26 protein-coding genes, 4 tRNA genes and 2 pseudogenes are annotated in these 26,962 nt (G+C 69.4%); 9 read left to right on the top strand and 23 right to left on the bottom strand.

From position 1 onward, the window contains the following. Positions 1-29 precede the first annotated feature (29 nt). The 5 genes from rplA to H1D24_RS20375 all read right to left on the bottom strand — a co-directional run bounded on the left by rplA (position 30) and on the right by H1D24_RS20375 (position 2,834). A complete protein-coding gene (gene rplA / locus H1D24_RS20395) occupies positions 30-755 on the bottom strand; it encodes a 50S ribosomal protein L1 (RefSeq protein ID WP_181659074.1) in 726 nt (241 codons plus the stop codon). Positions 756-827: 72 nt separating this feature from the next. Then, positions 828-1,262, bottom strand: coding sequence for a 50S ribosomal protein L11 (gene rplK / locus H1D24_RS20390; RefSeq protein WP_067282281.1), 435 nt, complete (start codon positions 1,260-1,262; stop codon positions 828-830). 172 nt (positions 1,263-1,434) lie between these two features. Beyond that, positions 1,435-2,289, bottom strand: coding sequence for a transcription termination/antitermination protein NusG (gene nusG, locus H1D24_RS20385; RefSeq protein WP_181659073.1), 855 nt, complete (start codon positions 2,287-2,289; stop codon positions 1,435-1,437). 77 nt (positions 2,290-2,366) lie between these two features. Further along, positions 2,367-2,654 (bottom strand): preprotein translocase subunit SecE, encoded by a 288-nt coding sequence (gene secE / locus H1D24_RS20380; protein ID WP_181659072.1) that lies wholly within the window; start codon positions 2,652-2,654, stop codon positions 2,367-2,369. Between the two features lie 107 nt (positions 2,655-2,761). Further along, positions 2,762-2,834: transfer RNA gene (locus H1D24_RS20375), tRNA-Trp, on the bottom strand. A gap of 238 nt (positions 2,835-3,072) precedes the next feature. Here H1D24_RS20375 and H1D24_RS20370 point away from each other — a divergent pair. Together H1D24_RS20370 and H1D24_RS20365 are read left to right on the top strand one after the other, a co-directional pair. Then, positions 3,073-4,299: a pyridoxal phosphate-dependent aminotransferase gene (locus tag H1D24_RS20370; RefSeq protein WP_181659071.1), complete on the top strand. Its 1,227-nt coding sequence runs from the start codon at positions 3,073-3,075 to the stop codon at positions 4,297-4,299. A 137-nt stretch (positions 4,300-4,436) separates the two neighbouring features. Then, positions 4,437-5,459, top strand: coding sequence for an adenosine deaminase (locus tag H1D24_RS20365; RefSeq protein WP_181659070.1), 1,023 nt, complete (start codon positions 4,437-4,439; stop codon positions 5,457-5,459). A 45-nt stretch (positions 5,460-5,504) separates the two neighbouring features. Here the strand turns inward: H1D24_RS20365 and H1D24_RS20360 are convergent, their stop codons facing one another. The 10 genes and pseudogenes from H1D24_RS20360 to H1D24_RS41750 form a co-directional block, all read right to left on the bottom strand. Beyond that, positions 5,505-6,560 carry a UDP-N-acetylmuramate dehydrogenase gene (locus H1D24_RS20360; protein ID WP_181659069.1) on the bottom strand — a complete coding sequence of 352 codons (1,056 nt, stop codon included), beginning with the start codon at positions 6,558-6,560 and terminating at the stop codon, positions 5,505-5,507. A gap of 83 nt (positions 6,561-6,643) precedes the next feature. Continuing rightward, complete coding sequence (locus H1D24_RS20355; RefSeq protein WP_181659068.1) at positions 6,644-7,024, bottom strand: DUF3291 domain-containing protein; 381 nt, start codon at positions 7,022-7,024, stop codon at positions 6,644-6,646. A 58-nt stretch (positions 7,025-7,082) separates the two neighbouring features. Next, positions 7,083-8,535 (bottom strand): annotated as a pseudogene (locus H1D24_RS20350) (DHA2 family efflux MFS transporter permease subunit). A 66-nt stretch (positions 8,536-8,601) separates the two neighbouring features. Then, positions 8,602-9,171 (bottom strand): TetR/AcrR family transcriptional regulator, encoded by a 570-nt coding sequence (locus H1D24_RS20345; RefSeq protein ID WP_181659067.1) that lies wholly within the window; start codon positions 9,169-9,171, stop codon positions 8,602-8,604. 118 nt (positions 9,172-9,289) lie between these two features. Then, positions 9,290-9,730: a MaoC family dehydratase gene (locus H1D24_RS20340; RefSeq protein ID WP_181659066.1), complete on the bottom strand. Its 441-nt coding sequence runs from the start codon at positions 9,728-9,730 to the stop codon at positions 9,290-9,292. Next, complete coding sequence (locus H1D24_RS20335) at positions 9,727-10,179, bottom strand: MaoC family dehydratase N-terminal domain-containing protein (protein WP_181659065.1); 453 nt, start codon at positions 10,177-10,179, stop codon at positions 9,727-9,729. The genes H1D24_RS20340 and H1D24_RS20335 overlap by 4 nt, the downstream gene beginning before the upstream one ends. 236 nt (positions 10,180-10,415) lie before the next feature. After that, a complete protein-coding gene (rpmG, locus tag H1D24_RS20330) occupies positions 10,416-10,580 on the bottom strand; it encodes a 50S ribosomal protein L33 (protein ID WP_003948671.1) in 165 nt (54 codons plus the stop codon). Positions 10,581-10,667: 87 nt separating this feature from the next. Next, a tRNA-Met gene (locus H1D24_RS20325) sits at positions 10,668-10,740 on the bottom strand. A 46-nt stretch (positions 10,741-10,786) separates the two neighbouring features. Continuing rightward, positions 10,787-10,859, bottom strand: a tRNA-Thr gene (locus H1D24_RS20320). 279 nt (positions 10,860-11,138) lie between these two features. Next, positions 11,139-11,534 carry a hypothetical protein gene (locus H1D24_RS41750; RefSeq protein WP_220137027.1) on the bottom strand — a complete coding sequence of 132 codons (396 nt, stop codon included), beginning with the start codon at positions 11,532-11,534 and terminating at the stop codon, positions 11,139-11,141. Between the two features lie 4 nt (positions 11,535-11,538). Here H1D24_RS41750 and H1D24_RS20315 point away from each other — a divergent pair, with 4 nt between their 5' ends. The 4 genes and pseudogenes from H1D24_RS20315 (at position 11,539) to H1D24_RS42520 (ending at position 15,023) form a co-directional block, all read left to right on the top strand. Beyond that, positions 11,539-12,729, top strand: a complete 1,191-nt coding sequence (locus H1D24_RS20315) for an amidohydrolase family protein (RefSeq protein ID WP_220137003.1) — start codon at positions 11,539-11,541, stop codon at positions 12,727-12,729. Between the two features lie 202 nt (positions 12,730-12,931). After that, positions 12,932-13,588, top strand: coding sequence for an SDR family oxidoreductase (locus tag H1D24_RS20310; RefSeq protein ID WP_181659063.1), 657 nt, complete (start codon positions 12,932-12,934; stop codon positions 13,586-13,588). Positions 13,589-13,757: 169 nt separating this feature from the next. Beyond that, entirely contained in the window at positions 13,758-14,210 is a 453-nt protein-coding gene (locus tag H1D24_RS20305) for a nuclear transport factor 2 family protein (protein WP_258564206.1), read from the top strand. A 93-nt stretch (positions 14,211-14,303) separates the two neighbouring features. Beyond that, positions 14,304-15,023, top strand: a pseudogene (locus H1D24_RS42520) (GrpB family protein). Between the two features lie 378 nt (positions 15,024-15,401). Here H1D24_RS42520 and H1D24_RS20285 read toward each other — a convergent pair. Next, positions 15,402-16,100: a class I SAM-dependent methyltransferase gene (locus H1D24_RS20285; RefSeq protein WP_181659059.1), complete on the bottom strand. Its 699-nt coding sequence runs from the start codon at positions 16,098-16,100 to the stop codon at positions 15,402-15,404. Positions 16,101-16,784: 684 nt separating this feature from the next. On the opposite strand from H1D24_RS20285, the gene H1D24_RS20280 reads away from it, so the two are divergent. Continuing rightward, complete coding sequence (locus H1D24_RS20280; RefSeq protein WP_181659058.1) at positions 16,785-17,870, top strand: substrate-binding domain-containing protein; 1,086 nt, start codon at positions 16,785-16,787, stop codon at positions 17,868-17,870. Between the two features lie 610 nt (positions 17,871-18,480). Here H1D24_RS20280 and H1D24_RS20275 read toward each other — a convergent pair. After that, positions 18,481-18,565, bottom strand: a tRNA-Tyr gene (locus H1D24_RS20275). 191 nt (positions 18,566-18,756) lie between these two features. On the opposite strand from H1D24_RS20275, the gene H1D24_RS20270 reads away from it, so the two are divergent. After that, positions 18,757-19,245, top strand: coding sequence for a YajQ family cyclic di-GMP-binding protein (locus H1D24_RS20270; protein ID WP_181659057.1), 489 nt, complete (start codon positions 18,757-18,759; stop codon positions 19,243-19,245). Between the two features lie 130 nt (positions 19,246-19,375). Here H1D24_RS20270 and H1D24_RS20265 read toward each other — a convergent pair whose 3' ends face one another. Beyond that, positions 19,376-19,642, bottom strand: a complete 267-nt coding sequence (locus H1D24_RS20265) for a GlsB/YeaQ/YmgE family stress response membrane protein (protein WP_181659056.1) — start codon at positions 19,640-19,642, stop codon at positions 19,376-19,378. Positions 19,643-19,780: 138 nt separating this feature from the next. On the opposite strand from H1D24_RS20265, the gene H1D24_RS20260 reads away from it, so the two are divergent. Next, positions 19,781-21,004: an APC family permease gene (locus H1D24_RS20260; protein ID WP_181659055.1), complete on the top strand. Its 1,224-nt coding sequence runs from the start codon at positions 19,781-19,783 to the stop codon at positions 21,002-21,004. A gap of 147 nt (positions 21,005-21,151) precedes the next feature. Here the strand turns inward: H1D24_RS20260 and H1D24_RS20255 are convergent, their stop codons facing one another. The 5 genes from H1D24_RS20255 to H1D24_RS20235 form a co-directional block, all read right to left on the bottom strand. Further along, positions 21,152-22,294 carry a barstar family protein gene (locus H1D24_RS20255; protein WP_181659054.1) on the bottom strand — a complete coding sequence of 381 codons (1,143 nt, stop codon included), beginning with the start codon at positions 22,292-22,294 and terminating at the stop codon, positions 21,152-21,154. A gap of 14 nt (positions 22,295-22,308) precedes the next feature. Beyond that, positions 22,309-22,707: a YccF domain-containing protein gene (locus tag H1D24_RS20250; protein WP_181659053.1), complete on the bottom strand. Its 399-nt coding sequence runs from the start codon at positions 22,705-22,707 to the stop codon at positions 22,309-22,311. Next, the gene (htpX, locus tag H1D24_RS20245) at positions 22,704-23,567 is read right to left on the bottom strand and encodes a zinc metalloprotease HtpX (protein WP_181659052.1); all 864 of its coding nucleotides are present in this window, start codon (positions 23,565-23,567) and stop codon (positions 22,704-22,706) included. Before htpX ends, H1D24_RS20250 begins: the two co-directional genes overlap by 4 nt. A gap of 302 nt (positions 23,568-23,869) precedes the next feature. Beyond that, positions 23,870-25,390: an NADH-quinone oxidoreductase subunit N gene (locus H1D24_RS20240; protein WP_181659051.1), complete on the bottom strand. Its 1,521-nt coding sequence runs from the start codon at positions 25,388-25,390 to the stop codon at positions 23,870-23,872. After that, positions 25,387-26,961, bottom strand: coding sequence for a complex I subunit 4 family protein (locus tag H1D24_RS20235; protein ID WP_181659050.1), 1,575 nt, complete (start codon positions 26,959-26,961; stop codon positions 25,387-25,389). The genes H1D24_RS20240 and H1D24_RS20235 overlap by 4 nt, the downstream gene beginning before the upstream one ends. Position 26,962 lies beyond the last annotated feature (1 nt).

The raw sequence follows: 26,962 nt of genomic DNA, 5'->3' as shown, positions 1-26,962 counted from the left end.
GCGACGCGGCTGCCATGAGAGCTTCAGGCTCAGACGGCGGCCGGGTCCTCCTCGACGAGGAGGTTGCGGGTGCGGTTCGGGTCGAGCGGAATGCCGGGGCCCATCGTGGTGCTGATGGCGGCCTTCTTGATGTACCGGCCCTTGGCGGCGGACGGCTTCAGACGGAGGATCTCCTCCAGCGCGGCGCCGTAGTTCTCCACCAGCTTGGCCTCGTCGAAGGAGGTCTTGCCGATGATGAAGTGCAGGTTCGAGTGCTTGTCGACGCGGAACTCGATCTTGCCGCCCTTGATGTCGTTGACAGCCTTGGCGACGTCCGGGGTCACGGTGCCGGTCTTCGGGTTCGGCATCAGACCACGGGGACCGAGCACGCGGCCGAGGCGGCCGACCTTGCCCATGAGGTCCGGGGTGGCGACGACGGCGTCGAAGTCCAGACGGCCCTTCGAAACCTCGTCGATCAGCTCGTCGGAGCCGACGATGTCGGCGCCCGCGGCACGCGCGGCCTCGGCACGGTCGCCGGTCGCGAAGACCAGGACCCGGGCGGTCTTACCGGTGCCGTGCGGAAGGTTCACGGTGCCACGGACCATCTGGTCGGCCTTGCGCGGGTCAACACCCAGGCGGAAGGCCACCTCGACGGTGCCGTCGAACTTGGTGGCGGAGGTCTCCTTGGCGAGACGGACGGCCTCGAGCGGGGCGTAGAGCTTCTCCCGGTCGATCTTTGCGTCCGCAGCGCGGAGAGTCTTGCTGCGCTTGCTCACTGCTGCTCCTGTGTGTTCTGAGGAGTCGTGGTCGGGGCCGAGCAGGCCCTCCCACGGTGACTACGGTTGGGTTCAGCCCTCGACCGTGATGCCCATGGAACGGGCGGTGCCGGCGATGATCTTCTCGGCGGCGTCCAGGTCGTTGGCGTTGAGGTCGGGCATCTTGGTGGTGGCGATCTCGCGGACCTGGTCACGCGTCAGCTTCGCGACCTTGGTCTTGTGCGGCTCGCCGGAGCCCTTCTCCACGCCCGCGGCCTTGAGGATCATCCTCGACGCCGGCGGAGTCTTGGTGATGAAGGTGAAGGAGCGGTCCTCGTAGACCGTGATCTCCACCGGGATGACCCAACCGCGCTGCGACTCGGTCGCGGCGTTGTAGGCCTTGCAGAACTCCATGATGTTGACGCCGTGCTGGCCCAGCGCGGGGCCGACCGGCGGGGCCGGGTTGGCTGCGCCGGCCTGGATCTGGAGCTTGATGAGCCCCGTGACCTTCTTCTTCTTGGGAGGCATGTGCTCTCTCTCCGGGTCTTAGTGAGAGTGTTCAGCCATCCAGTCCGGATCATCCGGATGGAGGCATACCGCACAACGATAACGGCTATGGCTGCGCGGCCTGAAACCGAGCAGGTCAGACGAGCTTTGGCAGCTCGCCTGACCTGGTCGGAGGCGGTTGGTCCAGAAGCTGTTAGTTCTTCTGGATCTGGTCGAAGCTGAGCTCGACCGGGGTCTCGCGGCCGAAGATCTCGACGAGGCCCTTGACCTTCTTCGAGTCGGCGTTGATCTCGTTGATGGTCGCCTGCAGCGTCGCGAACGGGCCGTCGGTGACGGTGACCGAGTCGCCGACCTCGAAGTCCAGCACCTGGACCTCGACCTTGCGCTGCGGAGCGGGCTTGCCCTCGGCCTCGGCGGCCTCGCGCGCGGCCTTCTCCTCGGCCTCCGGGGCGAGCATCTTGACGATCTCGTCCAGGGTCAGCGGGTAGGGGTCGTAGGCGTTGCCCACGAAGCCGGTGACGCCGGGGGTGTTGCGGACGACGCCCCAGGACTCGTTCGTCAGGTCCATGCGCACCAGCACATAGCCGGGGAGCTTGTTCTGACGGATGGTCTTGCGGTCGCCGTTCTTGATCTGGACGACCTCTTCCTGCGGCACCTCGGCCTGGAAGATGTAGTCCTCGACGTTCAGCGAGACGGCTCGCTGCTCGAGGTTGGTCTTCACGCGGTTCTCGTAGCCCGCGTAGGTGTGGATCACGTACCACTCGCCGGGGAGAGTGCGCAGCTCCTCGCGGAGCGCGGCGACCGGGTCGACCGGCTCGCTCTCCTTCTCGGCCTCGGCCTCGGCGTCCGCTGCGGGGGCCTCGTCCTCGGAAGCGGTCTCGTCCTCGCCCACGACGTGGATGGCGGCCTCTTCGGCGGGCTCACCGGCGGCGGCGTCGGCAGCCTCGGCCTGGTCCGGGTCCACGGCGTCCGCCGCCTCGACGATGTCGAGCTCGTCCTCAGCGGACTCGACCGGCTCGATCGCCTCGTTCAGGTTCGGGTCAGACACTGTGGCTGCTTCTTCCTGGATACATGGGGGTGGAACACGCGAAATGGGCGCCGGGTAGGGCGCCCTCCGCTCTCGGCTCAGCCGAAGACGTACTTGACGGCCTGGTTGAACCCATAGTCAATCACGGTCACCAGGGCGATCATGATGACGACGAAGATAATCACCACTGTGGTGTATGTCGTCAGCTGGCTGCGAGTCGGCCAGACGACCTTGCGCAGCTCGGCGACGATCTGGCGGTAGAAGAGCGCGAGCCGCTTCAGCGGGCCCTTCTTGCCGCGCTTGCCGCCCTTGCGGGTCTTCTTCCTGGACTCCGGTGCCTCGTCCTGGGCATCAGGCATGTCGATGGAGCCCACGGCGTCCGTCACTCGTCCTCACCTGATTCCGGGTCGTGGCCGTGCCGCGCCCGGTTGAGCCGCACGGCGGTGCATTGCAGTACGTACATGCGCACACATCCTGGCGAAGGTGTGTGTAGCAGGGCCGGAGGGACTTGAACCCCCAACCGCTGGTTTTGGAGACCAGTGCTCTACCAATTGAGCTACGACCCTTTGGTTCCCCCAACGTACCGCATCCATCCACATGCACGGAGTGCGTGGGACGAGTACGGCCGGTGAAGGCCAACGAGGAGTGAGTGTACGTGTTCCGGAGCCCCTCGTCGAACAGAAAGCGGCAGGTCCCGCTCAGTCCCCTGGTCAGTCCCGTGGCGAGGGTCCTGGTCCGTCCCGCCGTGCCCGGTGTGTGAAACCCGTGTGCCGCGCCGGTTTCCGGTCTGGAACGATGGGGTGTATGAGCGCTGCAACTCCTTCCACCGACCGCCGGGTCTCCGCCCGCATCGGCGCGATCTCCGAGTCCGCGACCCTCGCCGTCGACGCCAAGGCCAAGGCCCTCAAGGCCGCCGGCCGTCCGGTGATCGGTTTCGGCGCGGGCGAGCCCGACTTCCCGACCCCGGACTACATCGTCGAGGCGGCCGTCGAGGCCTGCAAGAACCCCAAGTACCACCGCTACACGCCGGCTGGCGGCCTGCCCGAGCTGAAGGCCGCGATCGCCGCGAAGACCCTCCGCGACTCCGGCTACGAGGTCGACGCGTCGCAGATCCTCGTCACCAACGGCGGCAAGCAGGCCATCTACGAGGCCTTCGCCGCGATCCTGGACCCGGGCGACGAGGTCATCGTCCCCGCGCCGTACTGGACCACCTACCCGGAGTCGATCCGGCTGGCAGGCGGTGTGCCGGTCGAGGTCGTCGCCGACGAGACGACCGGCTACCGGGTCTCCGTGGAGCAGCTGGAGGCCGCGCGCACGGAGCGTACGAAGGTCGTGCTGTTCGTGTCGCCGTCGAACCCGACCGGCGCGGTCTACTCCGAGGCCGAGACCGAGGCCATCGGCCGCTGGGCCGTCGAGCACGGCCTGTGGGTGCTGACCGACGAGATCTACGAGCACCTGGTCTACGGCGACGCGGTCTCCGTGTCGCTGCCGGCGCTGCTGCCCGAGCTGCGCGACAAGTGCATCGTGGTCAACGGTGTGGCGAAGACCTACGCGATGACGGGCTGGCGTGTCGGCTGGGTCATCGGCCCGAAGGACGTCGTGAAGGCCGCCACCAACCTGCAGTCGCACGCCACGTCGAACGTCGCGAACGTCTCGCAGGCCGCGGCCATCGCCGCCGTCTCCGGCGATCTGACGGCCGTCGCGCAGATGCGTGAGGCCTTCGACCGCCGCCGCAAGACGATCGTGCGGATGCTCAACGAGATCGACGGCGTCGTCTGCCCCGAGCCGGAGGGCGCCTTCTACGCGTACCCGTCGGTGAAGGCCCTGATCGGCAAGGAGATCCGCGGCAAGCGCCCGAAGGACTCAGTCGAGCTGGCCGCGCTGATCCTTGAGGAGGCCGAGGTCGCGGTGGTGCCGGGCGAGGCCTTCGGTACGCCGGGCTATCTGCGGCTGTCTTACGCTCTCGGCGACGAGGACCTGGTCGAGGGCGTCTCGCGGATCCAGAAGCTGCTCGCCGAGGCCCGCGACTGATCTTTGCGGCTTCGGCGCTTCACGCGCGCGTGCGGGCCGTCTCCCTCCGGGGAGGCGGCCCGTTTCTTCGTTCGGGCAAGGCCACGAACGGGGAATGCGGCTACCGGGGCGACACCTGTATGCGGCAAGATCTCCGGATGGAGCGCCTAGTACGTGATGTGAGTCAGCTGCCGAAGGCACATCTGCACCTGCACTTCACCGGGTCGATGCGGCCCACAACTCTGCTCGAACTGGCCGACAAGTACGGCGTCCATCTGCCGTCCGCGCTGACCAGCGGGGAACCGCCCAAGCTGCGGGCCACCGACGAGCGCGGCTGGTTCCGCTTCCAGCGGCTGTACGACGCGGCGCGGGCCTGTCTGCGGGAGCCCGAGGACATCCAGCGGCTGGTGCGCGAGGCCGCTCAGGAGGACCTGAAGGACGGCTCGGGATGGCTGGAGATCCAGGTCGATCCGACGTCCTACGCGCCACGCCTTGGCGGTCTCATCCCGGCCCTGGAGGTCATCCTGGACGCCGTGGACAGCGCCTCCCGCGAAACGGGGCTCGGCATGCGCGTCCTGGTCGCGGCGAACCGCATGAAGCACCCGCTGGACGCCCGGACGCTGGCCCGGCTCGCCGTGCGCTACGCCGACCGCGGCATCGTCGGCTTCGGGCTGTCCAACGACGAGCGGCGAGGCATGGCACGCGACTTCGACCGCGCCTTCGCCATCGCGCGCGACGGCGGGCTGCTGTCCGCGCCGCACGGCGGGGAGCTGACGGGCCCGGCTTCCGTACGGGACTGCCTGGACGACCTGCACGCGCACCGCATCGGGCACGGCGTGCGGGCCGTGGAGGACCCGCGCCTGCTGAAGCGGCTCGCGGACCGCGGCGTGACGTGTGAGGTGTGCCCGGCGTCGAATGTCGCGCTCGGCGTGTACGAGAAGCCGGAGGACGTGCCGCTGCGGACGCTGTTCGAGGCCGGTGTGCCGATGGCGCTGGGCGCCGACGACCCGCTGCTCTTCGGGTCCCGGCTGGCCGCCCAGTACGAGATCGCGCGTACGCACCACGGATTCACCGACGCGGAACTGGCCGAACTGGCGCGCCAATCGGTACGCGCCTCCGCCGCCCCCGTCGACGTACGGGAGAAGCTGCTGGCAGGGATCGACGCGTGGCTGGCCGGCTGACGGCGTTCCGCTGACGAGGTTCGGGCTTGCCGGCGGTCGGCCTCGTCAGAGGCTGACGCCCACCGTCACCGGCTCGTTGACCAGCGTGATGCCGAAGGCGTCCCGCACTCCGGCGACGACCTCGCGGGCGAGGTCGAGCAGGTCCTCGGTCGTGGCGGAGCCCCGGTTGGTGAGCGCCAGGGTGTGCTTGGTGGAGATCCGGGCGGGGCCGTTGCCGTAGCCCTTGTGGAAGCCTGCCTTGTCGATGAGCCAGGCGGCGGAGGTCTTGGTGAGGCCGTCGCCCGCGGGATAGGCGGGCGCGGTGACGTCGGGGCCGAGCCGCTCGGCCACGCGCGCGTGGAAGGCCGCGAGCTGCTGCCCGGTGAGGATCGGGTTGGTGAAGAAGGACCCGGCCGACCAGGTGTCGTGGTCTTCCGGGTCGAGCACCATGCCCTTGCCGGTGCGCAGCTTGAGCACGGTGTCACGGGCGTCGGCGAGCGGCACGCGGTCGCCCGGCTCGACGCCCAGGGCGCGGGCCGTCTCGGCGTACTTGAGCGGGGCGGAGAGCCCGTCGGCGTCCTCCAGCCGGAACCGGACGCGCAGCACCACGAACCGTTCGGGATCGGCCTTGAAGCGGCTGTGGCGGTACGAGAAGCCGCACTCGGCGTTCGGAATGGTGACCGTCTCGTGCGTCCTGCGGTCGTACGCGATCACTTCGGTGATCGTCGAGGAGACTTCCTGACCGTACGCGCCGACGTTCTGGATGGGCGTCGCGCCTGCCGAACCGGGAATTCCGGCCAGGCACTCGATTCCGGCGAGACCCGCATCGACCGTGCGCGCGACCGCGTCGGTCCAGACCTCGCCCGCGGCGAGTTCCAGCTCCGTACCGTCGAGCGTGAAGCCGCGCGTGGCGATGCGCAGGGCCGTACCGGCGAAGCCCTCGTCGCCGATGACCAGGTTCGATCCGCCGCCGATGAGCAGGAGCGGCGTGCCTGTGTCGTCGGCCTCACGGACTGCGGCGACCACCTCGTCGTCGGTGGTCGCCGTGATCAGGCGGGCTGCTGGGCCGCCGAGCCGGAAGGTCGTCAGCGGGGCGAGCGGGGCGTCGTGGAGTTCCTGCACGCGCACCAGAGTACGAGAACGGCCCCGCGGGTCAGGGCGGGGCCGTTCGTGGGACCGTTCCCCGGAGCCGTACGCGGGGCTTGTCACTCCAAGCGCTTCAGCGCGTCGGCCCAGTCGAGCGGCAGTTCGTCGGTCGTCGCCGACCATGTGACGAACTTCGCGTCGCGCATCAGCGGACGCAGCCCCCGGGCGGCCGGGCCGTGCGGTCCGGAGCGGGCGAAGCGCCGGAGCGCCTCGGGCGACTCCCAGGCGGACAGGGTCCAGAAGGTGCGCCGCAGCGGCGACGCCTTCAGCGAGGCCCCGTACGCGCCGGGCGCCCTGCTCACCTGGTGCCAGACGGCCGGCGTCCTGATGAAGAACCGGAGCGCTCCCCAGAGAGTGCGGGTCTCGAACCGGGAGGCCATGACATGGGCCTCGGCGTGCCGGGGCGGTGTGTTGGGCACTGACCAGGGGAGGGTGGGCACGGCGGGTTCCTTTCGAGTTCGGTTCGGTTTCTCGCGTCGGATTTCCGGACTCGTCGGCTCAGTGCGAGGCCGAGGACGCCTCCAGGACGGGGGCGGGCGAGACCGCTGCCACCTCGTCCTCCTTCTCTGCCGCCGCGCGCCGACGGGTCGGTATCAGCAGGGCCATGACGCCTGCCAGCGCCACCGTCGAGGCGCCGGCCCACAGGGCGGGCTCGATGCCGTCGACGAAGCGCTGGGCGGTCTCGTACCCGCCCTGGGCGGAGAAGATCGAGGCCATCACCGCGATGCCGAGCGCGCCGCCGACCTCCCGGAGCGCGTTGTTGGCGCCGGATGCGATCCCCTGTTCGTGCGGGCGGACGCTGGACATGACCAGGCTCGAGGCCGGGGCGAAGAACAGCGACATTCCGACACCACTGATGACCAGGGCGGGAAGCTGAGCGGCGTACGTGGTGTCGGCCGCCACCACGGAGGCGAACCAGGCCAGGCCGACGCCCTGCAGGAAGAGACCCGCGGCGACGACCACGCGCCCGCCGATCCGGTCCGACAGGTAGCCGGCGACGGGCGAGACGAGCATCGGCATGCCGGTCCACGGCAGCATCCGGAGCCCCGCCTCGGTGGGCGAGTAGCCGAGGACGCCCTGCATGTACTGGCTGAGCAGGAAGATCGAGCCGAACATCCCGAGAAACATCAGCAGGCTCGCCCCGTTGATGCCGGTGAAGGCCCGGCTGCGGAAGAGCCGCATCGGCAGCATCGGGTTCTCAGCGCGTATGCCGTGGAGCACGAAGCCCGCGAGCAGCGCCCCGCCCAGGACGAGGCCCGTGAGGACGAATCCGCTGGTCCAGCCGTCGACAGGGCCGCGGACCAGGCCGTACACGATCCCGAACAGACCGCCGCTGGCAAGCACGGTGCCGGGGATGTCGAGCGGGGCGCCCGTGCCGTACGACTCCCCGAGGCGCAGCCGGGCCAGCGGCAGCAGGGCGAGACCGAGCGGGACGTTCAGCCAGAAGATCCACTGCCACGACATGTGTTCGGTGAGGCTGCCGCCGACGAGGGGCCCGGAGGCGACGGCGAGCCCGTTGACGGCGCCCCAGATCCCGTAGGCCATGCCGCGCTTGGCGGCCGGTACGGCGGCGGTCAGCAAGGTCAGCGTCAGCGGCATCATGACCGCCGCGCCGACGCCCTGCACCGCGCGGGCGGCGATCAGCGAGTCGATGCCCGGCGCCATGGCCGCGGCGGCGGAGGCGCCGGTGAACACGGCGAGACCGGCGAGGAACAGCCGGCGGCGCCCGAACCGGTCGCCCAGGGCCGCGCCGAACATCAGCAGCACGGCGAAGGTGAGCGTGTAGGCTCACGGTCCATTCGAGGTCGTCGAGCCCTCCCCCGAGGTCCTCGCGGATGGACGGCAGGGCGGTCGTGACGACGAGGTTGTCGAGTGCCGCCATGAAACCGGCGGCGCTGGTGATGACGAGGGCCCAGACGGCTCCCCCGCCCCGTGCTGCTTGCTGCGACATCGCTCCCCCAGAGTGATCGTTAGTTATTGATAACTAACTTTCGCGAGCACAAAGAGGCTTCGGGGTTCAGTGCTCGAGGCGGCCCTTGACCCGCGCCGAGGGATAGAGCCCCTCCCAGACCCGGTGGTCCGGCCGGAAACCCATGGCCACCAGGCAATTCACGAGCATTCCGTACGCCAGGAAGGTCGTGGTCTCGTCCACGTCGGCCCCGAGCGGCAGATGGACGGTGTCGAACAGCCGCATCCAGCCGGCCCGCACCGCCTCGCCCAGCTCGTGGTCGCCGGCCTCATCGGCCGCCGCCACCGCGACGTACATCTGCATCTGCATCAGCAGCTGCTCCGGCTTCTCCGCGATGACCTTGGTGTACGCGTTCGCCATCGCATGCAGGGCCTCTTCGCCGTGCAGACCCTTGGATGCCTCCTCGAAAAGGCGGCAGGCGTCCTCCAGACACCGCTCCGCCGCGGCAAGGAAGATCGCCTTCTTTCCGGGGAAGAGCCTGAAGAGATACGGCTGCGAGACACCCACGCGCTTGGCGATCGCCTCGGTGGACGTACCGCGATAGCCGCCCTTGGCGAATTCGCTCATCGCCGCACGGATGACGCTCTCGCGCCGCTCCTCGGCACTCATCCTGACCATACGAGTAAGTTAGTGGCCAATCACTATCTACGTCAAGGGTGCATGTCCTCGGAGGAAAACGGTAAGGGGCGCCCCGCCATGGAGGGCGCCCCTTACCTGGGGTGATTCGGCTGCTGCTCTAAGCCAGCTGTACGACCGCCCGGGACATGCCCAGAACCTTCTGGCCTCCGGATGTGGCGGTCAGGTCGACCCGTACGCGGTTGTCGTCGAGCTTGGCCGCGACCTTGCCGCTGACCTCGATCAGCGCGCCCTTGTCGTCGTTCGGGACGACGACCGGCTTGGTGAACCGCACCCCGTACTCGACGACGGCGCCCGGGTCGCCCACCCAGTCGGTGACGACACGGATCGCCTCGGCCATGGTGAACATGCCGTGCGCGATGACGTCCGGCAGTCCGACCTCCTTGGCGAACTTCTCGTTCCAGTGGATCGGATTGAAGTCACCGGATGCGCCCGCGTACTGCACGAGCGTCGCGCGGGTCACGTTGAAGGTCTGGGCCGGCAGTTCCGCGCCGACCTCGACGTCGTCGTATGCGATCTTCGCCGCCGTGCTCACCGTCATGCCTCCTCCGCCGCACGCGCCACGAGCTTGGTCCAGGCCGTCACGACGTGCTCGCCGGCCTCGTCGTGGACCTCACCGCGGATGTCCAGGATGTCGTTGCCCGCCAGGGACTTGATGGCCTCAATGGTCGAGGTGACCGTGAGCCGGTCGCCCGCGCGCACCGGGCGCGTGTACGCGAACTTCTGGTCGCCGTGCACGACGCGGCTGTAGTCCAGACCCAGCTGCGGGTCCGCGACGGCCTGGCCCGCCGCCTTGAAGGTGATCGCGAACACAAAGGTCGGTGGGGCGATCACATCGGCGTGGCCGAGCGCCTTGGCGGCGTCCGGGTCGGTGTACGCGGGGTTGGCGTCCCCCACCGCCTCCGCGAACTCGCGGATCTTCTCCCTGCCGACCTCATAGGGGTCGGTGGGCGGGTAGGACCGCCCCACGAAGGACTGGTCGAGCGCCATGGGCTCGGCACCTCCTGGTTTCCACGGCTTTCACTGGCTGGCACGGCTCGCACCCGCCGGCTGCCCGGTCAGGGTTCCACGGAGGAGCCGGTCAGGACGCGAGGCCACCCCCGCAGCGTCACGAGGGCCACTCTCCGCGACGTCGAGGCCCTCCCGCGGAACGGCGCGAGGCCATCCCCCTGGAACGACGTGAGGCCGTCCCCGGAGATGGGGACGGCCTCACGTACGAGCCTGATTTATCGCGTCTCGCGGTGCGCGGTGTGCGCGTTGCAACGCGGGCAGTGCTTCTTCATCTCAAGACGGTCCGGGTTGTTACGCCGGTTCTTCTTGGTGATGTAGTTCCGCTCCTTGCACTCCACGCAGGCCAGCGTGATCTTCGGGCGGACGTCGGTGGCAGCCACGTGAGTGCTCCTTGACGAACGGATGGGTCATTTAACGCAGAAATAGTAGCCGATCGAAGGACCGACCCCGCAATCGGCTACTGAGAGTAGCGGTGACCGGACTTGAACCGGTGACACAGCGATTATGAGCCGCTTGCTCTACCGACTGAGCTACACCGCTGCGATGTGGCAGGCTTCCCGCCGAGACGAAAAGCCTTACACATCAGAGCCCCAATACGGAATCGAACCGTAGACCTTCTCCTTACCATGGAGACGCTCTGCCGACTGAGCTATTGGGGCGAGCGATGAAGACATTACACGCTCGCCCACCGATCGCCCAAATCCGTTTCCCTGGGCCTGCCCCACAGCGGTGACGAGCTCAGTCGCGGGCTCCCATCAGCCCCGCACCAGCGGACTCTGTCTGTCGCCAGCTGTTTCTCCAGCCCCTGCAGTCACGCGACGGCTCCCCCCTCCTCGTGCCCGCCGTCCCGCCACAACGGCCCTCGGCCAGGTCGCACCACGCCGGTACGACTATTCCGCTCCTCCTCGAAGCCGACGAGCCGTCACCCTAGGCTCGACTCACGCTGCGTGATCTTGCGCGCGTCGCCCGCGTTCGACATGACGCCTGCAGCCGTCCCCGAGCCCCAGGAGCGCGATGCCCGACAGCCAGCCGCAGCAGCCCGACTCCCCCGGTTCCCCGGGCCACGCCGGCCAGTCGGGGCCCTCGGGACCCGCAGGCTTGTCCGGTCGGTCAGGTGGCTTCCCGGGGTCGTCGGGCTTCCAGGGCTCCTCGGGTTCGGCGGGTTCCTCGGGTTCGGCGGGTTCCTCGGGTTCGGCGGGTTCCTCGGGTTCGGCGGGTTCCTCGGGTTCGGCGGGTTCCTCGGGTTCGGCGGGTTCCTCGGGTTCGTCAGGCTCCTCGGGATCGTCCGGCCGGTCGGGAAGCGGCAACGGTGACCCGGCGGTCGGCGACGGCACGGCGCTGCTCCTCTGCGGCGCACGTCTCACCGATGGCCGGACGGTGGACGTGCGACTCTCCGCGGGACGCATCGAGGCGGTCGGCACGGCCGGCAGCCTGACCGCGCACGCCGCGCGCGTGGACCTGACCGGCTATCTCCTGCTGCCCGCACTCGCGGAGCCGCACGCCCACAGCGACACGGCGCTCTCGGCCGAGACCCCCGGCCCGGTCTCGTACGACGTCCAGGACGTGCAGCGGCGGACCACCGAGGCCGCGCTGCTTCAGCTCGGGCATGGCGCGACGGCGCTGCGCTCCCATGTGCGGATCGGCGATGTGCCGGGGCTGGGACCGATGGAGGCGGTGCTCCAGGCACGACGGTCGCTGCGCGGACTGGTCGATCTGACGGCGGTGGCGGTGCCTCGGCTCCTGACGGGCGTCGCCGGGGCGGATGGGCTGGCGATGCTGCGGGACGCGGTCAAGATGGGCGCCTCCGTGATCGGCGGCTGTCCCGACCTCGACCCCGATCCGACGGGGTATGTGGAGGCGGTGCTGGAGGTCGCCGCGGAGCACGGCTGCCCTGTCGATCTGCATACGGACGCGGGTGATCCGGCGCGCCTGTCGCGGCTCGCGGCCATTGCGGGCGGCTTGCGGCCAGGAGTGACGATCGGGCCGTGCGCCGGACTCGGGCGGCTGCCCGCCGAGGCGGCGTCGCGCAACGCGGACCAGCTCGCCGCGGCCGGAGTGGCCGTGGTGTGCCTTCCGCAGGGCGGGTGCGGGGGTGGTGGCGTGGAGGGCGGCGGCACGGCTCCCGTACGGCTGCTGCGGGCGGCCGGGGTGCGCGTCGCGGCCGGCAGCGGCGCGCTTCGGGACGTGTCCAATCCGGTGGGGCGCGGCGATCCGCTGGAGGCGGCATATCTGCTGGCCTCGCGGGAGGGGTTGCGTCCCGAGGAGGCTTACGACGCGGTGAGCGCCCGGGCCCGGGCCGTGCTGGGACTGCCCGAGGTGCGTGTGGAAGCGGGCTTTCCAGCCGAGTTGCTGGCCGTGCGGGGGGCCCAGCTCGCGGGTGCGCTCTCCCTCGCGTACAGCCGCATCGTGGTGCACCGGGGGCGCGTGGTGGCACGTACCAGCGCGGTACGCGAGTACTGCGACTCGGCGGCGGCGGTGGCGCTGGACCTGCCGCGACAGGGACGGTCGAAGGGCCCCGATTCGCCGTGAGAGCTGCGACGCGGTAACCGCCTCCGGGCAATGCGTGCTCACTGTGTGGCGAGGTTGTGCTCGGGCGGGACTGCGAGCCGGCCGTGCGGCGCGGCCGGCACAACCGGCTCTCAACTGGCCGGGCTGGGCAGGCGAGTCAGCATTCTGCGGGCACGAACCGGCCGTGCAGCGAACTCGCCCGGCCGGGCGTACGGTCGGAAGCATGCGCATTGTCATTGCTGGAGGGCACGGTCAGATCGCGCTGCGGCTCGAGCGGTTGCTCGCCGCGCGCGGGGACGAGGTCGCGGGACTCATCCGGGGCGCCGAGCAGGCCCCCGACCTCGAGGCCGCGGGGGCCGAACCGATTCTGTGCGACCTCGAGTCCGCTTCCGTGGATGAGGTTGCGGGGCATCTGCAGGGCGCGGACGCCGTCGTCTTCGCGGCCGGCGCGGGGCCGGGAAGCGGCGCCGCGCGCAAGGACACGGTGGACCGCGCGGCGGCCGTCCTCTTCGCGGACGCGGCGGAACGGGCCGGCGTGCGGAGGTATCTGGTGGTGTCCTCGATGGGGGCGGATCCGGCCCACCAGGGCGACGAGGTCTTCGATGTGTATCTGCGTGCCAAGGGTGAGGCCGACGCCGACATCCGGGAGCGCAAGAACCTGGACTGGACGATCCTCCGGCCCGGCATGCTGACGAACGACGCCGGAACCGGTCTCGTACGCCTGGAGGCGCACACCGGACGCGGGCCGGTCCCGCGTGACGACGTCGCGGCGGTGCTGGCGGAGCTGGTCGACACGCCGGCGACAGCAGGGCTGACGCTGGAGCTGATCAGCGGTTCGACGCCAGTGTCAGTGGCGGTCAAGTCGGTGGCGGGGAACTGAGGCCCGGCTCCCGGCCCCTTCGTGGTTGGGCGGGTTCGCCTTTGGCGTAACGCGTTCGCTCTGGACGTAAGCCGGAGGGATGCTCGGGCGCGCCGGTGCTTGGCCGGCCGTCGGGCCGCCTGGACGCCGTGCGCCCGTCACGCCTCTTTCCGAGCGAGGAGCGCCTGCCATGAGCACCGACGATCCCCTGAAGAAGCAAGACGACCCCCTGAAGCAACAACAGGAAGTACCGGCGCAACAGGCCACCCTGCTCCGCAGGATGTACGAGGTGTTCAGTACCGATGAGCGCGAGGCCGTCATGGCAGTCGCGCTCGCCCCGGACGTGGACTGGCCCAACGTTCTCGACGGCGTCCGCCTCCACGGCCACGAGCAGGTACGCGCGTACTGGGCAAGCCAGTTCGCCGCCGGCACTCCTCTCGTACGGCTGGAGGGGCTGCGGCTCGACGAGGAGGAGCAGCCGGGCACCCAGGCTTCCTCGGAGGGACCTCGGCGAGTCGTCGCAACGGTGCGCGTCGGCATGCGGGACGAGACGGGCGACCACTGGGCCGGCGCCCCGGTCGAACACGTCTATTCCTTCGGGGCGGACGGGCTGGTGAACAGGATGGATGTTCGGCAGCCCTGAGCGAATGCCACCGGACTGGCACAGACATGAAGAGACCCCCTCGGACCTGCGTGTCGCAGTCGGAGGGCGCCCCAGCGGAACGACTGCCTCAGCGTGGCGGCGCAGGGATTCGAACCTGGGAAGGCTGAGCCGGCAGATTTGCAGACCGCGCGGGCCTTCCCGCCCGAGCTGGGCTTCGTCGGCCCTGGGGTCCGTCCGCCCTGCGTATGCCCCACGGGGTCGAAGCCAACGCCCGCACGGGCCGAAGGGCTCCGTACAGTGGTCGGCGTGGACGAACCCGTACGCGTCGTCGAGGTGGTCGCCTACGACCCGACCTGGCCGGAGCAGTTCGAGACCGAGCGACAGCTCCTGGCGGACGCGCTGCCCCAAGCGGTGAGCATCGAGCACATCGGATCGACCAGTGTCCCCGGACTGGCAGCCAAGCCGATCATCGACATCATTGCGGTGGTGCCCGACGTCAAGGAGGTCGCCGCGGATGTCTCGGCTCTGGAGCGACACGGGTACGTCTTTCGACCGTGAGTCTTCGCCGATGACCAGGATCACTTGTTCCTTCCCAAGGACACAGCCGGGAAGCGCACCCATCACCTGCACGTTTTTGGCGTGGCGTCGCCGCACCCGCGTGAGAACCGGATCTTCCGCGACTACCTCAGGGCCCGCCCAGAGACCGCCCGACGATACGAGGCGTCCAAGCGGCGGGCGGCCGATCTGCATCCCGACAGCCGTGCCCGATACGGCGACGCGAAGGAGGCAGTCGTGCTCGAAGTGATGGCCGAAGCGCGGCTGTGGGCGGTCTCACGTCGTCCGGGTCCCTGAGCCCACCCGCAGCAGCGGCGCGTCGGCCGGCTGGGTGGCAGCTCGGTCGGTGCGCCGCCGGACATACAGCGTCCCCCCTTCCTCGATCGCCACCTCTCAACTGTGTGACACGTACATGAAGCGCCCACAAGGGGGCGAAGCGATCGCGTCGGTGACGGGATGAACGGGATGACGGGTACAGTCCGCCGATGCTTACGGTGATGTTGGGCGGAGTACCCGGTGTCGGTAAGTCCACCGTGGCCGGGCGACTACTGGAGCTCGCCCAGGACGGGTCGCATCTCGTCCAATGGGACCGCGGCGTCCGCTGACGTTGCCGCCAGACTCCCGTCAGAAGTTTGGGTCTGAGCTGGTGAGACGTGAGGGCGGTGGAGCCCCTGGCTACGGGCGGCGCAGCCGGACGGCCAGGAAGTAGGGCACGGTGTGGGTCTTCTCGTAGCGGCGCGGATCGATCTCGCGGGCCTCTTCCATCGCCCGCGGCTCCACCAGTTGCTCCAGCACGAACCCGGCGCCGAGCAGCTCCCCGAGGAACTTCTCCAGCGTCATGCGCCGGTAGGAGATGGTGAACCCCCCGTCGATAGGGGCCTCGACACGCTCGTCGGCGAAATACGAGCCCCCGAACCATGTCCACTCAGCGGCGGGGTGCGTGGTGGAGACGAGCAGCGTTCCGCCGGGGCGCAGCACGCGCCGCAGCTCGGCGAGCAACTGCTCGCGTGCCTCCACGTGGTGGTACACCAGCGCCATCACCGCAATGTCGAACGAGGCGTCCTCCAGGAACGTCAGCGGCTCCTCCAGGTCATGGTGGTGCAGCTCGACGCCGTCCCCGAGCCGCTCGCGCGCGGCGCGCAGCAGTGTCTCGCTGCCCTCCACCCCGACGACCTCGGCCGCCCCGCCGTCCCGCAGCTCGGCCGCGTAGTGCCCGGCCCCGCACCCGACGTCCAGCGCCCGCAGCCCGCCCACGTCCCCGGCCAGCTTGAGCATGGCCGGCCGATCGGTGTGGGCGTTGGAGGCGTTGTTCGTGGCAAGGGTGGCGAAGTACTCCCCCAGCTCTCCGTGGTACGCAGTCTCGGCTCGTGTCATCCCGTCACCTTCGCACCCACGCCGTGCGCGCACCACAGAGTCAGATCGACTCGTTCGAGGCGAACGGCTGAGGGCGGTGGAGCGGCTTTGGGCGGGAGCCGCCATGGGGCGAGTGATCATGGCCCCGTAAGCTGATGGCGCGTCGGGCAGTCTGTGGACCTGCCCGGTAAAGCACGACGTTGGGGCCATGATCTTCGAGGTTCGCCCCATGGTGGCTCCCTAAAGGCGTGGAGCCGGCCGTCCCAGCCACAGAGGGTTTTCCTGCTCAGCCCGCTGCACGTAGCGCGCCGCCGGGCGCGGCCAGTCGGGGCGAAGACAGGAGGCGGCCGTGCCGCAGAGGCGGCTCGCTCCCGCGCCGTGCGCGGGCTCGATGGAAGTCAGGGAAAGAAGTCAGGGAAAGACGTAAGACGTCAGGGAAAGACGTCAGGGAAAGATCTACCGCTTGTGCAGCGCCGGCTTTACAGACCTCTCGCGAAGGAAGATCCACAGTCCGCTCACCTGCGGCGGAAGCGGCAACGCGGCGTCCGGTCCCTGTCGTCGTCCACGTCTCGTCCAGATCTTTCACTTGCGGCTCCGGTACGTCCGCCTTGCTGCAGTGTGGTCAGTCCTCCGCACCCTGTGCCTGCCCATACTGGGATGGGGATCTGATCGGCGTCCGATCGACGGGTAAGGAGGTCCCGGCACGTGAACCTCTACCTGCGCCGTGCCGCCGTCGCTGCGGCCGCGGTGTCCCTGGCCGTCGTCCTGTCCTCCTGTGGCAAGACCGGGAACACCTCCGGCACGGGCGGCGTGACGATCGGCTTGCTGCTCCCGGGAGCCGGGACCCCTCGCGCCGAGCACTTCGACAGGCCCCTGATCGAGAAGAAGATCAAGGACCTGTGCGGCGACTGCAGGGTGGAGTACGCCAACGCCAAGGAGGATGTGGCCACCCAACACCAGCAGGTGCACTCCATGGTCACCAAAGGGGTCGATGTCCTGATCCTCGACCCCGTCGACGCCAAGGCGGCCCGGTCCTCGGTCGAGACGGCCGACCACGCGGGCATCCCGGTCGTCGCCTACGACCGCCTCGCCAGGGGCCCGATATCGGGCTACGTCTCCTTCGACGGCGAGAAGGTCGGTGAGATCCAGGGCCGGGCGCTCCTCAAGGCCATGGGCGACAAGGCGGACGGCGGGCAGATCGTCATGATGAACGGCTCCCCGACCGACCCGAACTCGGCCGCCTTCAAGAGGGGCGCCCTGTCCGTCCTCCAGGGGAAGGTGAAGATCGGCAAGGCGTACGACACCGCCTGGTGGAATCCGGAGAACGCCCACATCAACATGTCCGGCGCCATCTCCGCTCTGGGCGCCGACAACATCGACGGCGTCTACTCCGCCAACGACGGCCTTGCTGGCGGCGTCATCTCCGCCCTCAAGGCCGCCGAGGTGTCACCGCTCCCACCGGTCACCGGCCAGGACGCCGACATCACGGCCGTACAGCGCATCGTGAGCGGCGAGCAGTACATGACCGTCTACAAGCCCTTCAAGCTCGAGGCCGAGGCCGCCGCCGAAATGGCCGTCGCCCTGGCCCAGGGTGAACAACTCGGCGACATCGCCACAGACATGGTCGACAGCCCCACCATCGAGGACATCCCGGCCGTCCTGCTCACCCCGATCTCCCTGACCGCCGACAACATCAAGGACACGGTCGTCAAGGACGGCGTGTACACGATCAATCAGATCTGCACGCCCAAGTACAAAGCCGCTTGTGAAAGGGCGGGACTCACCACGTAAGGCTGATTGAGCAGGTGCTGATTTGAGCAGGTGACGTCCAAAGTGTGCGCGCACGTGGGGCGCTGTAGCTCCGATGCGTGCTGGCACTCTTCGACCTCGACAACACTCTGATCAACCGGCGCGTGGGCCTCGACGTATGGGCTCGCGGCTTCGTGCGCTCAGGCACCTGCCCGCAGAAGCAGAGTCCGTCATCTGCGATCGGCCTCGGGAGCGGGCCTACCCCGCCGACTTCGTATACCTGCGAAGACGCTCAGCCTCAGCGACGCCCCGGGCGACCTCTGGCGCGAGTACGTCGACGGCGTCGCCCGGCAGGTTCGCTGCTGCCGCAAGTCGTCGCCCAGCGCGCCGCCCACAGTGTGGCGGTGCCCTTCCGCGTGTACGCCGAGTGTCCCGACGGCGCGCAGCCACGGCGAACGCCCGGATCGAAGCAGCGCTGAAGAACGGGAGGTAGGGCCTGAGCACTGCCCCACACCTGCCCCACACGCGCTGGTCAGCACGTGAATCAGGGTGAGACACGCTGGGATAAAGAGTCTAAAACGTCGTCGCGTTCTCCAGGAACGCCGAAAGGGCCTGCGATCAGCATTCCTGCTGGTCACAGACCCTTTCGGTCTGGTGGCGGCGCCAGGATTCGAACCTGGGAAGGCTGAGCCGGCAGATTTACAGTCTGCTCCCTTTGGCCGCTCGGGCACACCGCCGGGGGTTGCTGCCGTTGAGCCGCCGCTTTCGCGGTGCTCCGTGGCAACGACGTAAACGATACCTGATGCACGGGGGTGCTTCGCCACCCTATTGATCAGCGCCTACCCGTGGCCCGGTGGATAGGCTTTGCTGATGCGGCCACGGGACCGGCGGCCGCCTCTGAGCACCCCGATACAAGGAGCCACAGGACATGGCCGACTCCAGTTTCGACATCGTCTCGAAGGTCGAGCGGCAGGAGGTCGACAACGCCCTCAACCAGGCCGCCAAGGAGATCTCGCAGCGATACGACTTCAAGAACGTCGGCGCGTCGATCGCCTGGTCCGGCGAGAAGATCCTGATGGAGGCGAACTCCGAGGACCGGGTGAAGGCGGTCCTCGACGTGTTCCAGTCCAAGCTGATCAAGCGTGGGATCTCGCTGAAGGCGCTGGATGCGGGCGAGCCGCAGCTGTCCGGCAAGGAGTACAAGATCTTCGCGTCGATCCAGGAAGGCATCTCCCAGGAGAACGCAAAGAAGGTCGCGAAGATCATTCGCGATGAGGGCCCGAAGGGTGTGAAGGCACAGGTGCAGGGCGACGAGCTGCGCGTCAGCTCGAAGAGCCGCGACGACCTGCAGGCCGTGATCGCACTGCTGAAGGGCCAGGACTTCGATTTCGCGCTGCAGTTCGTGAACTATCGGTAGTTCGTTCGACCACCTGTGGTGGTGGTCGTAGTGCGGCTTCGACAGGCTGAGACCGGTTGATCGCACAGCGGAGGGCGGTACCCGACAGACCGGGTACCGCCCTCCGCTGCTGCCCAGGCTGCGGTCTCGGTCAGCGGCGGGAGTGCCCGAACAGGAGACGGTAGGCGATCAGCAGGAAGAGGGAGCCTCCGATCGCGGCGGCCCAGGTGGCTCCGTCGTAGAAGTCGTTGACGACCGGGCGGTCGAGGTAGCGGGCGGAGATCCAGCCGCCGACGAAGGCGCCCGCGATGCCGATGAGGGTCGTGCCGATGAAGCCGCCCGGATCGCGTCCGGGCAGCAGGAGTTTGGCGATGGCACCGGCCAGCAATCCGAGAACGATCCAGCTGATGATGCTCATGCCTGAACCTGCCTTTCCTGCACGGTGTTCGTGCGCTCTTGTCGGGGATGACGTCGGCGGGGCGGCGCCCGGTTGCGGTGATCAGTAGGGTGCGGCACATGACACACGAGCGCGACATATGACACGGGGGCGCAGCGCATGACGCAGGAGTTGCGGAGGACGTTGGGCGTCTTCGACGCCGTCGTCATCGGGCTGGGGTCGATGGTCGGGGCCGGAATCTTCGCGGCTCTCGGTCCGGCGGCGGACGCGGCCGGGTCGGGACTGATGCTCGGGCTCGGGCTCGCCGCCGTGGTCGCGTACTGCAATGCGATGTCGTCGGCGCGGCTGGCCGCGCTGTATCCGGCGTCCGGTGGGACGTATGTGTACGGGCGGGAGCGGCTCGGCGAGTTCTGGGGGTATCTGGCCGGCTGGGCGTTCGTCGTCGGCAAGACCGCCTCGTGCGCAGCGATGGCGCTGACCGTCGGAGCGTATGTCTGGCCGGGGCAGGCGCATGCGGTCGCTGTCGCCGCCGTGGTCGCGCTGACCGCCGTGAACTATGGCGGCGTGCAGAAGTCCGCCTGGCTGACACGGGCGATCGTCGCCATGGTGCTTGCGGTGCTCGCCGCGGTCGCCGTGCTCTGTCTGGGAGCGGGGGACGCGGACTTCGCCCGGCTGGACGTCGGGGCCGACGCCACGGCTGCCGGGGTGCTTCAGGCGGCCGGGCTGCTGTTCTTCGCTTTCGCCGGGTACGCGCGTATCGCGACGCTGGGCGAGGAGGTGCGCGATCCGGCGCGCACTATTCCGCGCGCGATCCCGCTGGCTCTCGGTATCGCGCTCTGCGTATACGCCGCCGTGGCCGTGGCGGCTCTCTCGGTGCTGGGGTCCGGCGGCCTGGCCGATGCGTCCGCCCCGCTGGCCGACGCGGTGCGGGCCGCAGGAGTGCCGGGTATGGCGCCCGTCGTGCAGGTGGGGGCCGCGGTGGCGGCGCTCGGGTCGCTGCTGGCGCTGATCCTCGGGGTGTCGCGGACGACGTTCGCCATGGCACGGGACCGGCATATGCCCGGCGCCCTGGCCGCCGTGCATCCCCGATTCCAGGTGCCGCACCGGGCGGAGCTCGCCGTGGGAACGGTGGTCGCGGTGCTGGCTGCGACCATCGACGTGCGCGAAGCCATCGGCTTCTCCTCCTTCGGCGTGCTCGTCTACTACGCCATTGCCAACGTCTCGGCCTCCACGCTGAGTTCCCGGCGAGCACTCCCCGTAGTCGGCCTGCTGGGCTGCCTTCTGCTGGCCTTCTCCCTGCCGTTCACCTCGGTGGCCGCGGGGGTTGGCGTACTTGCGGCAGGGATGGTCGCTTACGCGGTGAGGCGCCCGTCGGCCCAGTGAGAAAGCCACGGTCGTCCGGGCGGGGGCGCCTGCCCCCAAGGTCGGCGCCGGTGAGCGGTCGGTGAGGTGAGCGGGGCGAGCGGTGAGCGCGGCGAGCGTTGAGCGCGGCGAGCGATGAGCGCGGCGACGCGGTGGGGGAGCGGCCGATCAGGCCAGGACCACCTCGATCCCCTTCCCGGCCAGGTGGTCGAGCAGTTCTTCGAACGCCGGTGGGCGGCCGTCGGCGTGAGGGGTCACACCGAGGCAGGTACGGGCGACGTGGGCGTCGTGCCACACGACGGTGAACGGCCATTGGGCGCCGAAGCCGCCGCACAAGCAGTCGTCGAAGGCGGCGAGGCTCCGGCCGAAGTACCCGCCGGGGCCGTTCACCGCCTCGCCGAGCGCGCAGTAGAAGCCCGGCTCGTCGGTGATGTGGCGGCCGTCGAGGTGGTAGGCGGCGCCGGGCGCCGCGTCCGGTATGCGGCCGTCGCGGTTGGTCAGGGCGGTGCCGAGCCAGAAGTCGCGACTCGCCGTGTCGCAGCGCGCCCACAGATTCGGCTCGGCGGGAACGCCGTCCCACCACAGGTCCCAGACCGCGCGGGCCGCGTACGGAGGCCGCTGCGACCAGGGTTCGAGGGTGAGGTCGACCAGTCCGCGGCCGTGGGCCGAGGGGATCCAGGCGGTGATCTCGCCCTCCACTGCGTACTGGAGCGCCCGCCCGAAGGCGTCGAGACGCAGGATCTGGGCGTGGCCGAGTTCCTCGTCGCCCGCGTCCAGGGCCGTCCGCAGGGCGCCGCGCGGTGAGCAGCCGAGCAGCCGCAGCGGAGGCTCGGGACGCGGCTCCGCGTACGGCTCACTGACGTGGGCCAGGTCCCGGCAGCGGCCGTACGGTTCGTCCCGCCCGCCGAGCAACAGGTAGCCCGGGGACAGCGGAGGCCGTCCGGGGTGGTCGCGCCGGCTGTCGGCCTCGCGCGCCTCCACGGAGATGTCGCGCAGCGACAGCTCTCGCGCGCAGGGGCGGTCGCCGACGATGCGTACGTCCTCCAGGCACCATTCGTCGATGCGGTTGCCCGCCTTGTCGAGGATCTCGAGGGCCAGAAGTCCGAGCGGTGCGGAGCCTTCGGCCCGTGCGTGGGCCAGAGCGGCGGCCAGTCGTCCTTCCGGCGCACAGCCGAGCAGTTCGAAGCGCACACGTTCGGAGGGCGGTGGATCGGCGAAGAGATCCTCCGCGTCGGCGCACAGGGCCCAGATCTGGTCGTGTTCGGGCTCTTCGGCGTCGTACGCGGCCAGGGCGTACTTCGGCAGCTGCACCCCCGCGCCGCCCGCTACCAGCCTGTCGCCGCGAAGGGCTGGTCGGTCCGCACGATCTCTCGGCCCAGCGGGAACAACGAGACCGGTATGAGCTTGAAGTTGGCTATACCCAGGGGGATGCCGATGATCGTGACGCAGAGGGCGATGCCGGTCGTGATGTGGCCGAGCGCGAGCCACCAGCCCGCAAGGACCACCCAGAGGACGTTGCCGACGCAGGAGGGCGCGCCCGCGTCCCTGCGCTCGACCGTCGTATAGCCGAAGGGCCACAGGGCATAGACGCCGATGCGGAACGCCGCGATGCCGAACGGGATGCCGATGATCGTGACGCAGAGGATCAGGCCCGCGAGCACGTACCCGAGGAACAGCCAGAAGCCGCTCAGGACAAGCCAGATGACGTTGAGGATTGTCTTCACCGGTGACGACCTGCCATCTGCTCGAGCCGGGCGATGCGCTCCGCCATCGGCGGATGCGTGGAGAACATCCTCGACATTCCCTGGCCCGGACGGAACGGGTTCGCGATCATCATGTGGCTTGCCGTCTCGAGGCGGGGCTCGGGCGGCAGGGGCAACTGCTTGGTCCCGGCGTCGAGTTTGCGCAACGCGCTGGCGAGGGCCAGCGGGTCGCCGGTCAGCTGGGCTCCGGATGCGTCCGCCTCGAACTCCCTGGAACGGCTGATCGCCAGCTGGATGACGCTCGCGGCGAGCGGCCCCAGGATCATGATCAGCAGCATGCCGAAGATGCCCGGGCCCTCGTCGTTGTCCGAGCGGCCGATCGGGATCAGCCAGGCGAAATTGACCAGGAACATGATCACGGAAGCGAGGGCGCCGGCGACCGAGGAAATCAGGATGTCGCGGTTGTAGACATGGCTGAGCTCGTGGCCGATCACGGCCCGGAGCTCACGCTCGTCGAGGATCCGGAGGATGCCCTCGGTGACGCAGACGGCGGCGTTGCGCGGGTTGCGTCCGGTGGCGAACGCGTTCGGCGCCTCGGTCGGCGAGATGTACAGCCGGGGCATGGGCTGACGTGCCTGTGTGGAGAGTTCCCGGACCATGCGGTACAGCGCCGGTGCCTCGAACTCGCTCACCGGGCGCGCGCGCATGGCGCGCAGCGCGAGCTTGTCGCTGTTCCAGTAGGCGTACGCGTTCGTACCCAGGGCGACGAAGAGAGCGACGAACAGGCCCGTACGCCCGAAGAAACTGCCGATGACGAGGATGAGTGCGGACAGTCCCCCGAGGAGTACGGCGGTCTTCAACCCGTTGTGCCGGCGGTGCACGGTACGCCCTCCTGGTGGTGCGGCAGGGGAACCCTCTGCTTGTTGACGCTCTGGTGCTTCCACTGTCGGTAGATGCTCACTGTCCAGTGGACGCTTCCGTACTGGTCAACGCCAGGCGGGAGGCACGAGTTCCCTTGTGCGCGCACGGCCGTGCGTGGGCCGTCCGGGTGACGGGCCACGGACGCGTGCCGGTGACGTCGTCCACGTGCCGGTGGAGTCGTCCGCGGAGTTGTCCGCGCGGGTCGGAACCGCGCGGGTCAGAACCGCTCGGGTCAGAACCGCTCGGGTCAGAACAGCGCGGGTCAGAACAGCCCGGTGTCCGCGAAGCGCAGTACCAGCTGGGGCGCCCCTGAGAGTGCGATGCCGAGGACGGCGGTCAGTGCGATCGCGGCCGTCAGCGGGGCCGGGATGCGGTGCCTCTCGGGCTCTCCCTCCGGGGCGCGGAAGAGCAGCGCGGTCCACTGCAGGTAGTAGTAGAGCGCGATCACGACGTTGACGGCCATGACCACCGCGAGCCAGCCGAGACCGGCGTCGACCGCGGCCGAGAAGACCGTGACCTTCGCGAAGAGTCCGATGATGCCCGGCGGCAGCCCCGCGAGGCAGAGCAGGAAGAAGGCGAGCACCAGGGCCGACACCGGCTGGGCGGCGTAGAGGCCGCGGTAGTCGCTGATGCGGTTGAGCGGCTTCGTACGGGCCACGAGAGCGGCCACGGCGAAGGCGCCGAGATTCACGGCGGCGTACATCAGGGCGTACGCCACGGTCGAGCCGATGGCCCGCTCGGCGTCCTTGGAGTAGCCGGCGGCGGCGATCGGCACCAGCAGGTAGCCGGCCTGTCCGACGGACGACCAGGCGAGCAGCCGGACCGCGCTGTACGCGCGCGTGGCCTGCTGGCGTAGCGCGCCGGCGTTGCCCACGGTCATGGTGAGCGCGGCGAGGAGGGCCATCGCCGGGCCCCACACGTCCGCGTACGCGGGGAAGGCGACGACGGTGACGAGGATCAGCCCGGAGAAGCCGACCGCCTTGCCGACGACGGACAGGTACGCGGCGACCGGCAAGGGCGCGCCGATGTAGGTGTCGGGCACCCAGAAATGGAAGGGCACCGCCGCCGTCTTGAAGGCGAAGCCGACGAGGGTGAGGACGACACCTGCCTGGGCGAGCGTGCTGAGCTGCGCGTCGACGTCCTGGAGCGCCGAGGCCATCTCGGTCAGATACAGGGTGCCCGTCGCGGCGTAGAGGAAGCTGACGCCCATGAGGGTCACGGCGGTCGCGGTGACGGACGACAGGAAGAACTTCAGCGCGGCTTCGGCGGATTGTCTGTCGCCGCGTTTGAGGCCGACCAGGGCGAAGGCGGGCAGCGAGGCGACCTCGAGGGCGACGACGAGGGTGGCGAGGTCGCGGGATGCGGGCAGCAGGGCGGCGCCCGCGGCGGAGGAGAGCAGCAGGAACCAGAACTCCCCTTCGGGGAGTTCCTTTCCGGATCCCTGCGCGTCCTTGATGGCACTCGCCGAGAGCAGAGCGGCCAGCAGGGCTCCGCCGAGGACGAGGAACTGGATGACAAGCGTGAACCGGTCGGCGGTGTAGCTGCAGACGGTCGCGTCGCCCCGCAGACAGAACGTGGAGCGGTCGCCGTCGAGGAGGGGCAGCAGCGACAGCGCGGCCGCTGCCAGGCCCGCGACGGACACCCAGCCGAGGAGGGCCTTCCTGTCGTCGCGTACGAACAGGTCGGCGACCAGCACGACGAGTCCGACGACCGCGGCGATGGTGGGCGGCGCGATCGCGAGCCAGTCGACGGACTGGACCACGGACTGGGCCACGGAGCTCATCGGGTGCCTCCTGCGAGGAGCTGCTGCACGGCCGGGTCGGTCAGGCCGAGGAGGACCGCGGGCCAGAGTCCGGCGAGGACGGTGAGGGCGACGAGGGGCGTCCAGGCGGCGAACTCGTAGCCCTGGACGTCGGTGACCGCCCGGCTCTCCTGCTCGGCGGATCCCATGCAGACGCGGCGTACGACGACGAGCATGTACGCGGCGGTGAGCAGGGTGCCGAGGCCGGCGAACACCATGAAGGTCAGGAACGCGGGGCGGCTGAGGCCTTGGGCGGGCTGGAAAGCGCCGAACAGGGCGAGCATCTCGCCCCAGAACCCGGCCAGGCCCGGCAGTCCGAGCGAGGCGACGGCGCCGAAGGCGAGCAGGCCGCCGAAGCGGGGTGCGCGGCCGTAGAGCGCGGCTCCTGTCTCCTGCGCGAGGGCGTCGAGGTCCGTCGTCCCGGTGCGGTCCTTCAGGGCGCCGACGAGGAAGAACAGCAGGCCGGTGATGAGGCCGTGGGCGATGTTGGCGAACAGCGCGCCGTTGACGCCGGTCGGGGTCATCGTGGCGATGCCGAGCAGGACGAAGCCCATGTGGCCGACGGAGGAGTACGCGATGAGGCGCTTGAGGTCGCCCTTCCCGCCCTGCTTGGCAAGGGCGAGGCAGGCCAGGGATCCGTAGATGATGCCGACGACCGCGAAGGCGGCGAGATAGGGCGCGAACGTGCGCATCCCGTCGGGTGTGATCGGCAGGAGGATGCGGACGAACCCGTACGTGCCCATCTTCAGCAGGACACCGGCGAGGAGCACCGAGCCGACCGTGGGCGCGGCGGTGTGGGCGTCCGGCAGCCAGCTGTGCAGCGGCCACATCGGGGTCTTGACCGCGAGCCCGATCCCGATCGCGAGAACGGCGATGACCTGCACGGATGTGGTGAGCGACCGGCCGTTGTCAGTGGCGAGTGCCAGCATGTCGAACGTGCCGGAGTTGAGCCCGACGAGGAGGAGGCCCAGCAGCATCACGACGGAGCCGAGCAGCGTGAAGAGGATGAACTTCCAAGCGGCGGGACCGCGCCCCTCACCGCCCCAGCGGGCGATGAGGAAGTACATCGGGATGAGGACCATCTCGAAGGCGAGGAAGAACAGCAGCAGGTCGAGGACGGCGAAGGTGGCGAGGGTGCCGGACTCGAGGACCAGGAGCAGGGCCACGAATGCTGCGGGGGACGGGCCCGCGGGCATCTTGAAGTAGCTGTACAGCGCGCAGAGGAAGGTCAGCAGCGCCGTCATGACGAGGAGGGGGAGCGAGATGCCGTCGATGCCGAGGTGGATCCGCACGTCGAGTGCGGGGATCCAGCTGATGTCGGTCGTGGCCTGCATCTTCGACGGCTGGTTGTGGTCGAAGCCGAGCGCGAGGACGATCGCGGCCGCGAGGACCGCGCCGGTCACGGTCACGCCGTGGCGCAGCACGGCCTGCTCGGGCGACTTCCCCTTCAGTCCGGGCGGGGCCGGGAGGAGAGCGGCGGCGGCGCCGATGAGCGGCCCGACGACGATGAACGCAAGAAGGAACTGCATCACGGATTCGCTGATATCGATCACG

The sequence above is a fragment of the Streptomyces himalayensis subsp. himalayensis genome (assembly GCF_013778455.1).
GTDB lineage: Bacteria > Actinomycetota > Actinomycetes > Streptomycetales > Streptomycetaceae > Streptomyces > Streptomyces himalayensis.
This window is presented reverse-complemented; position numbering and strand designations above follow the sequence as displayed.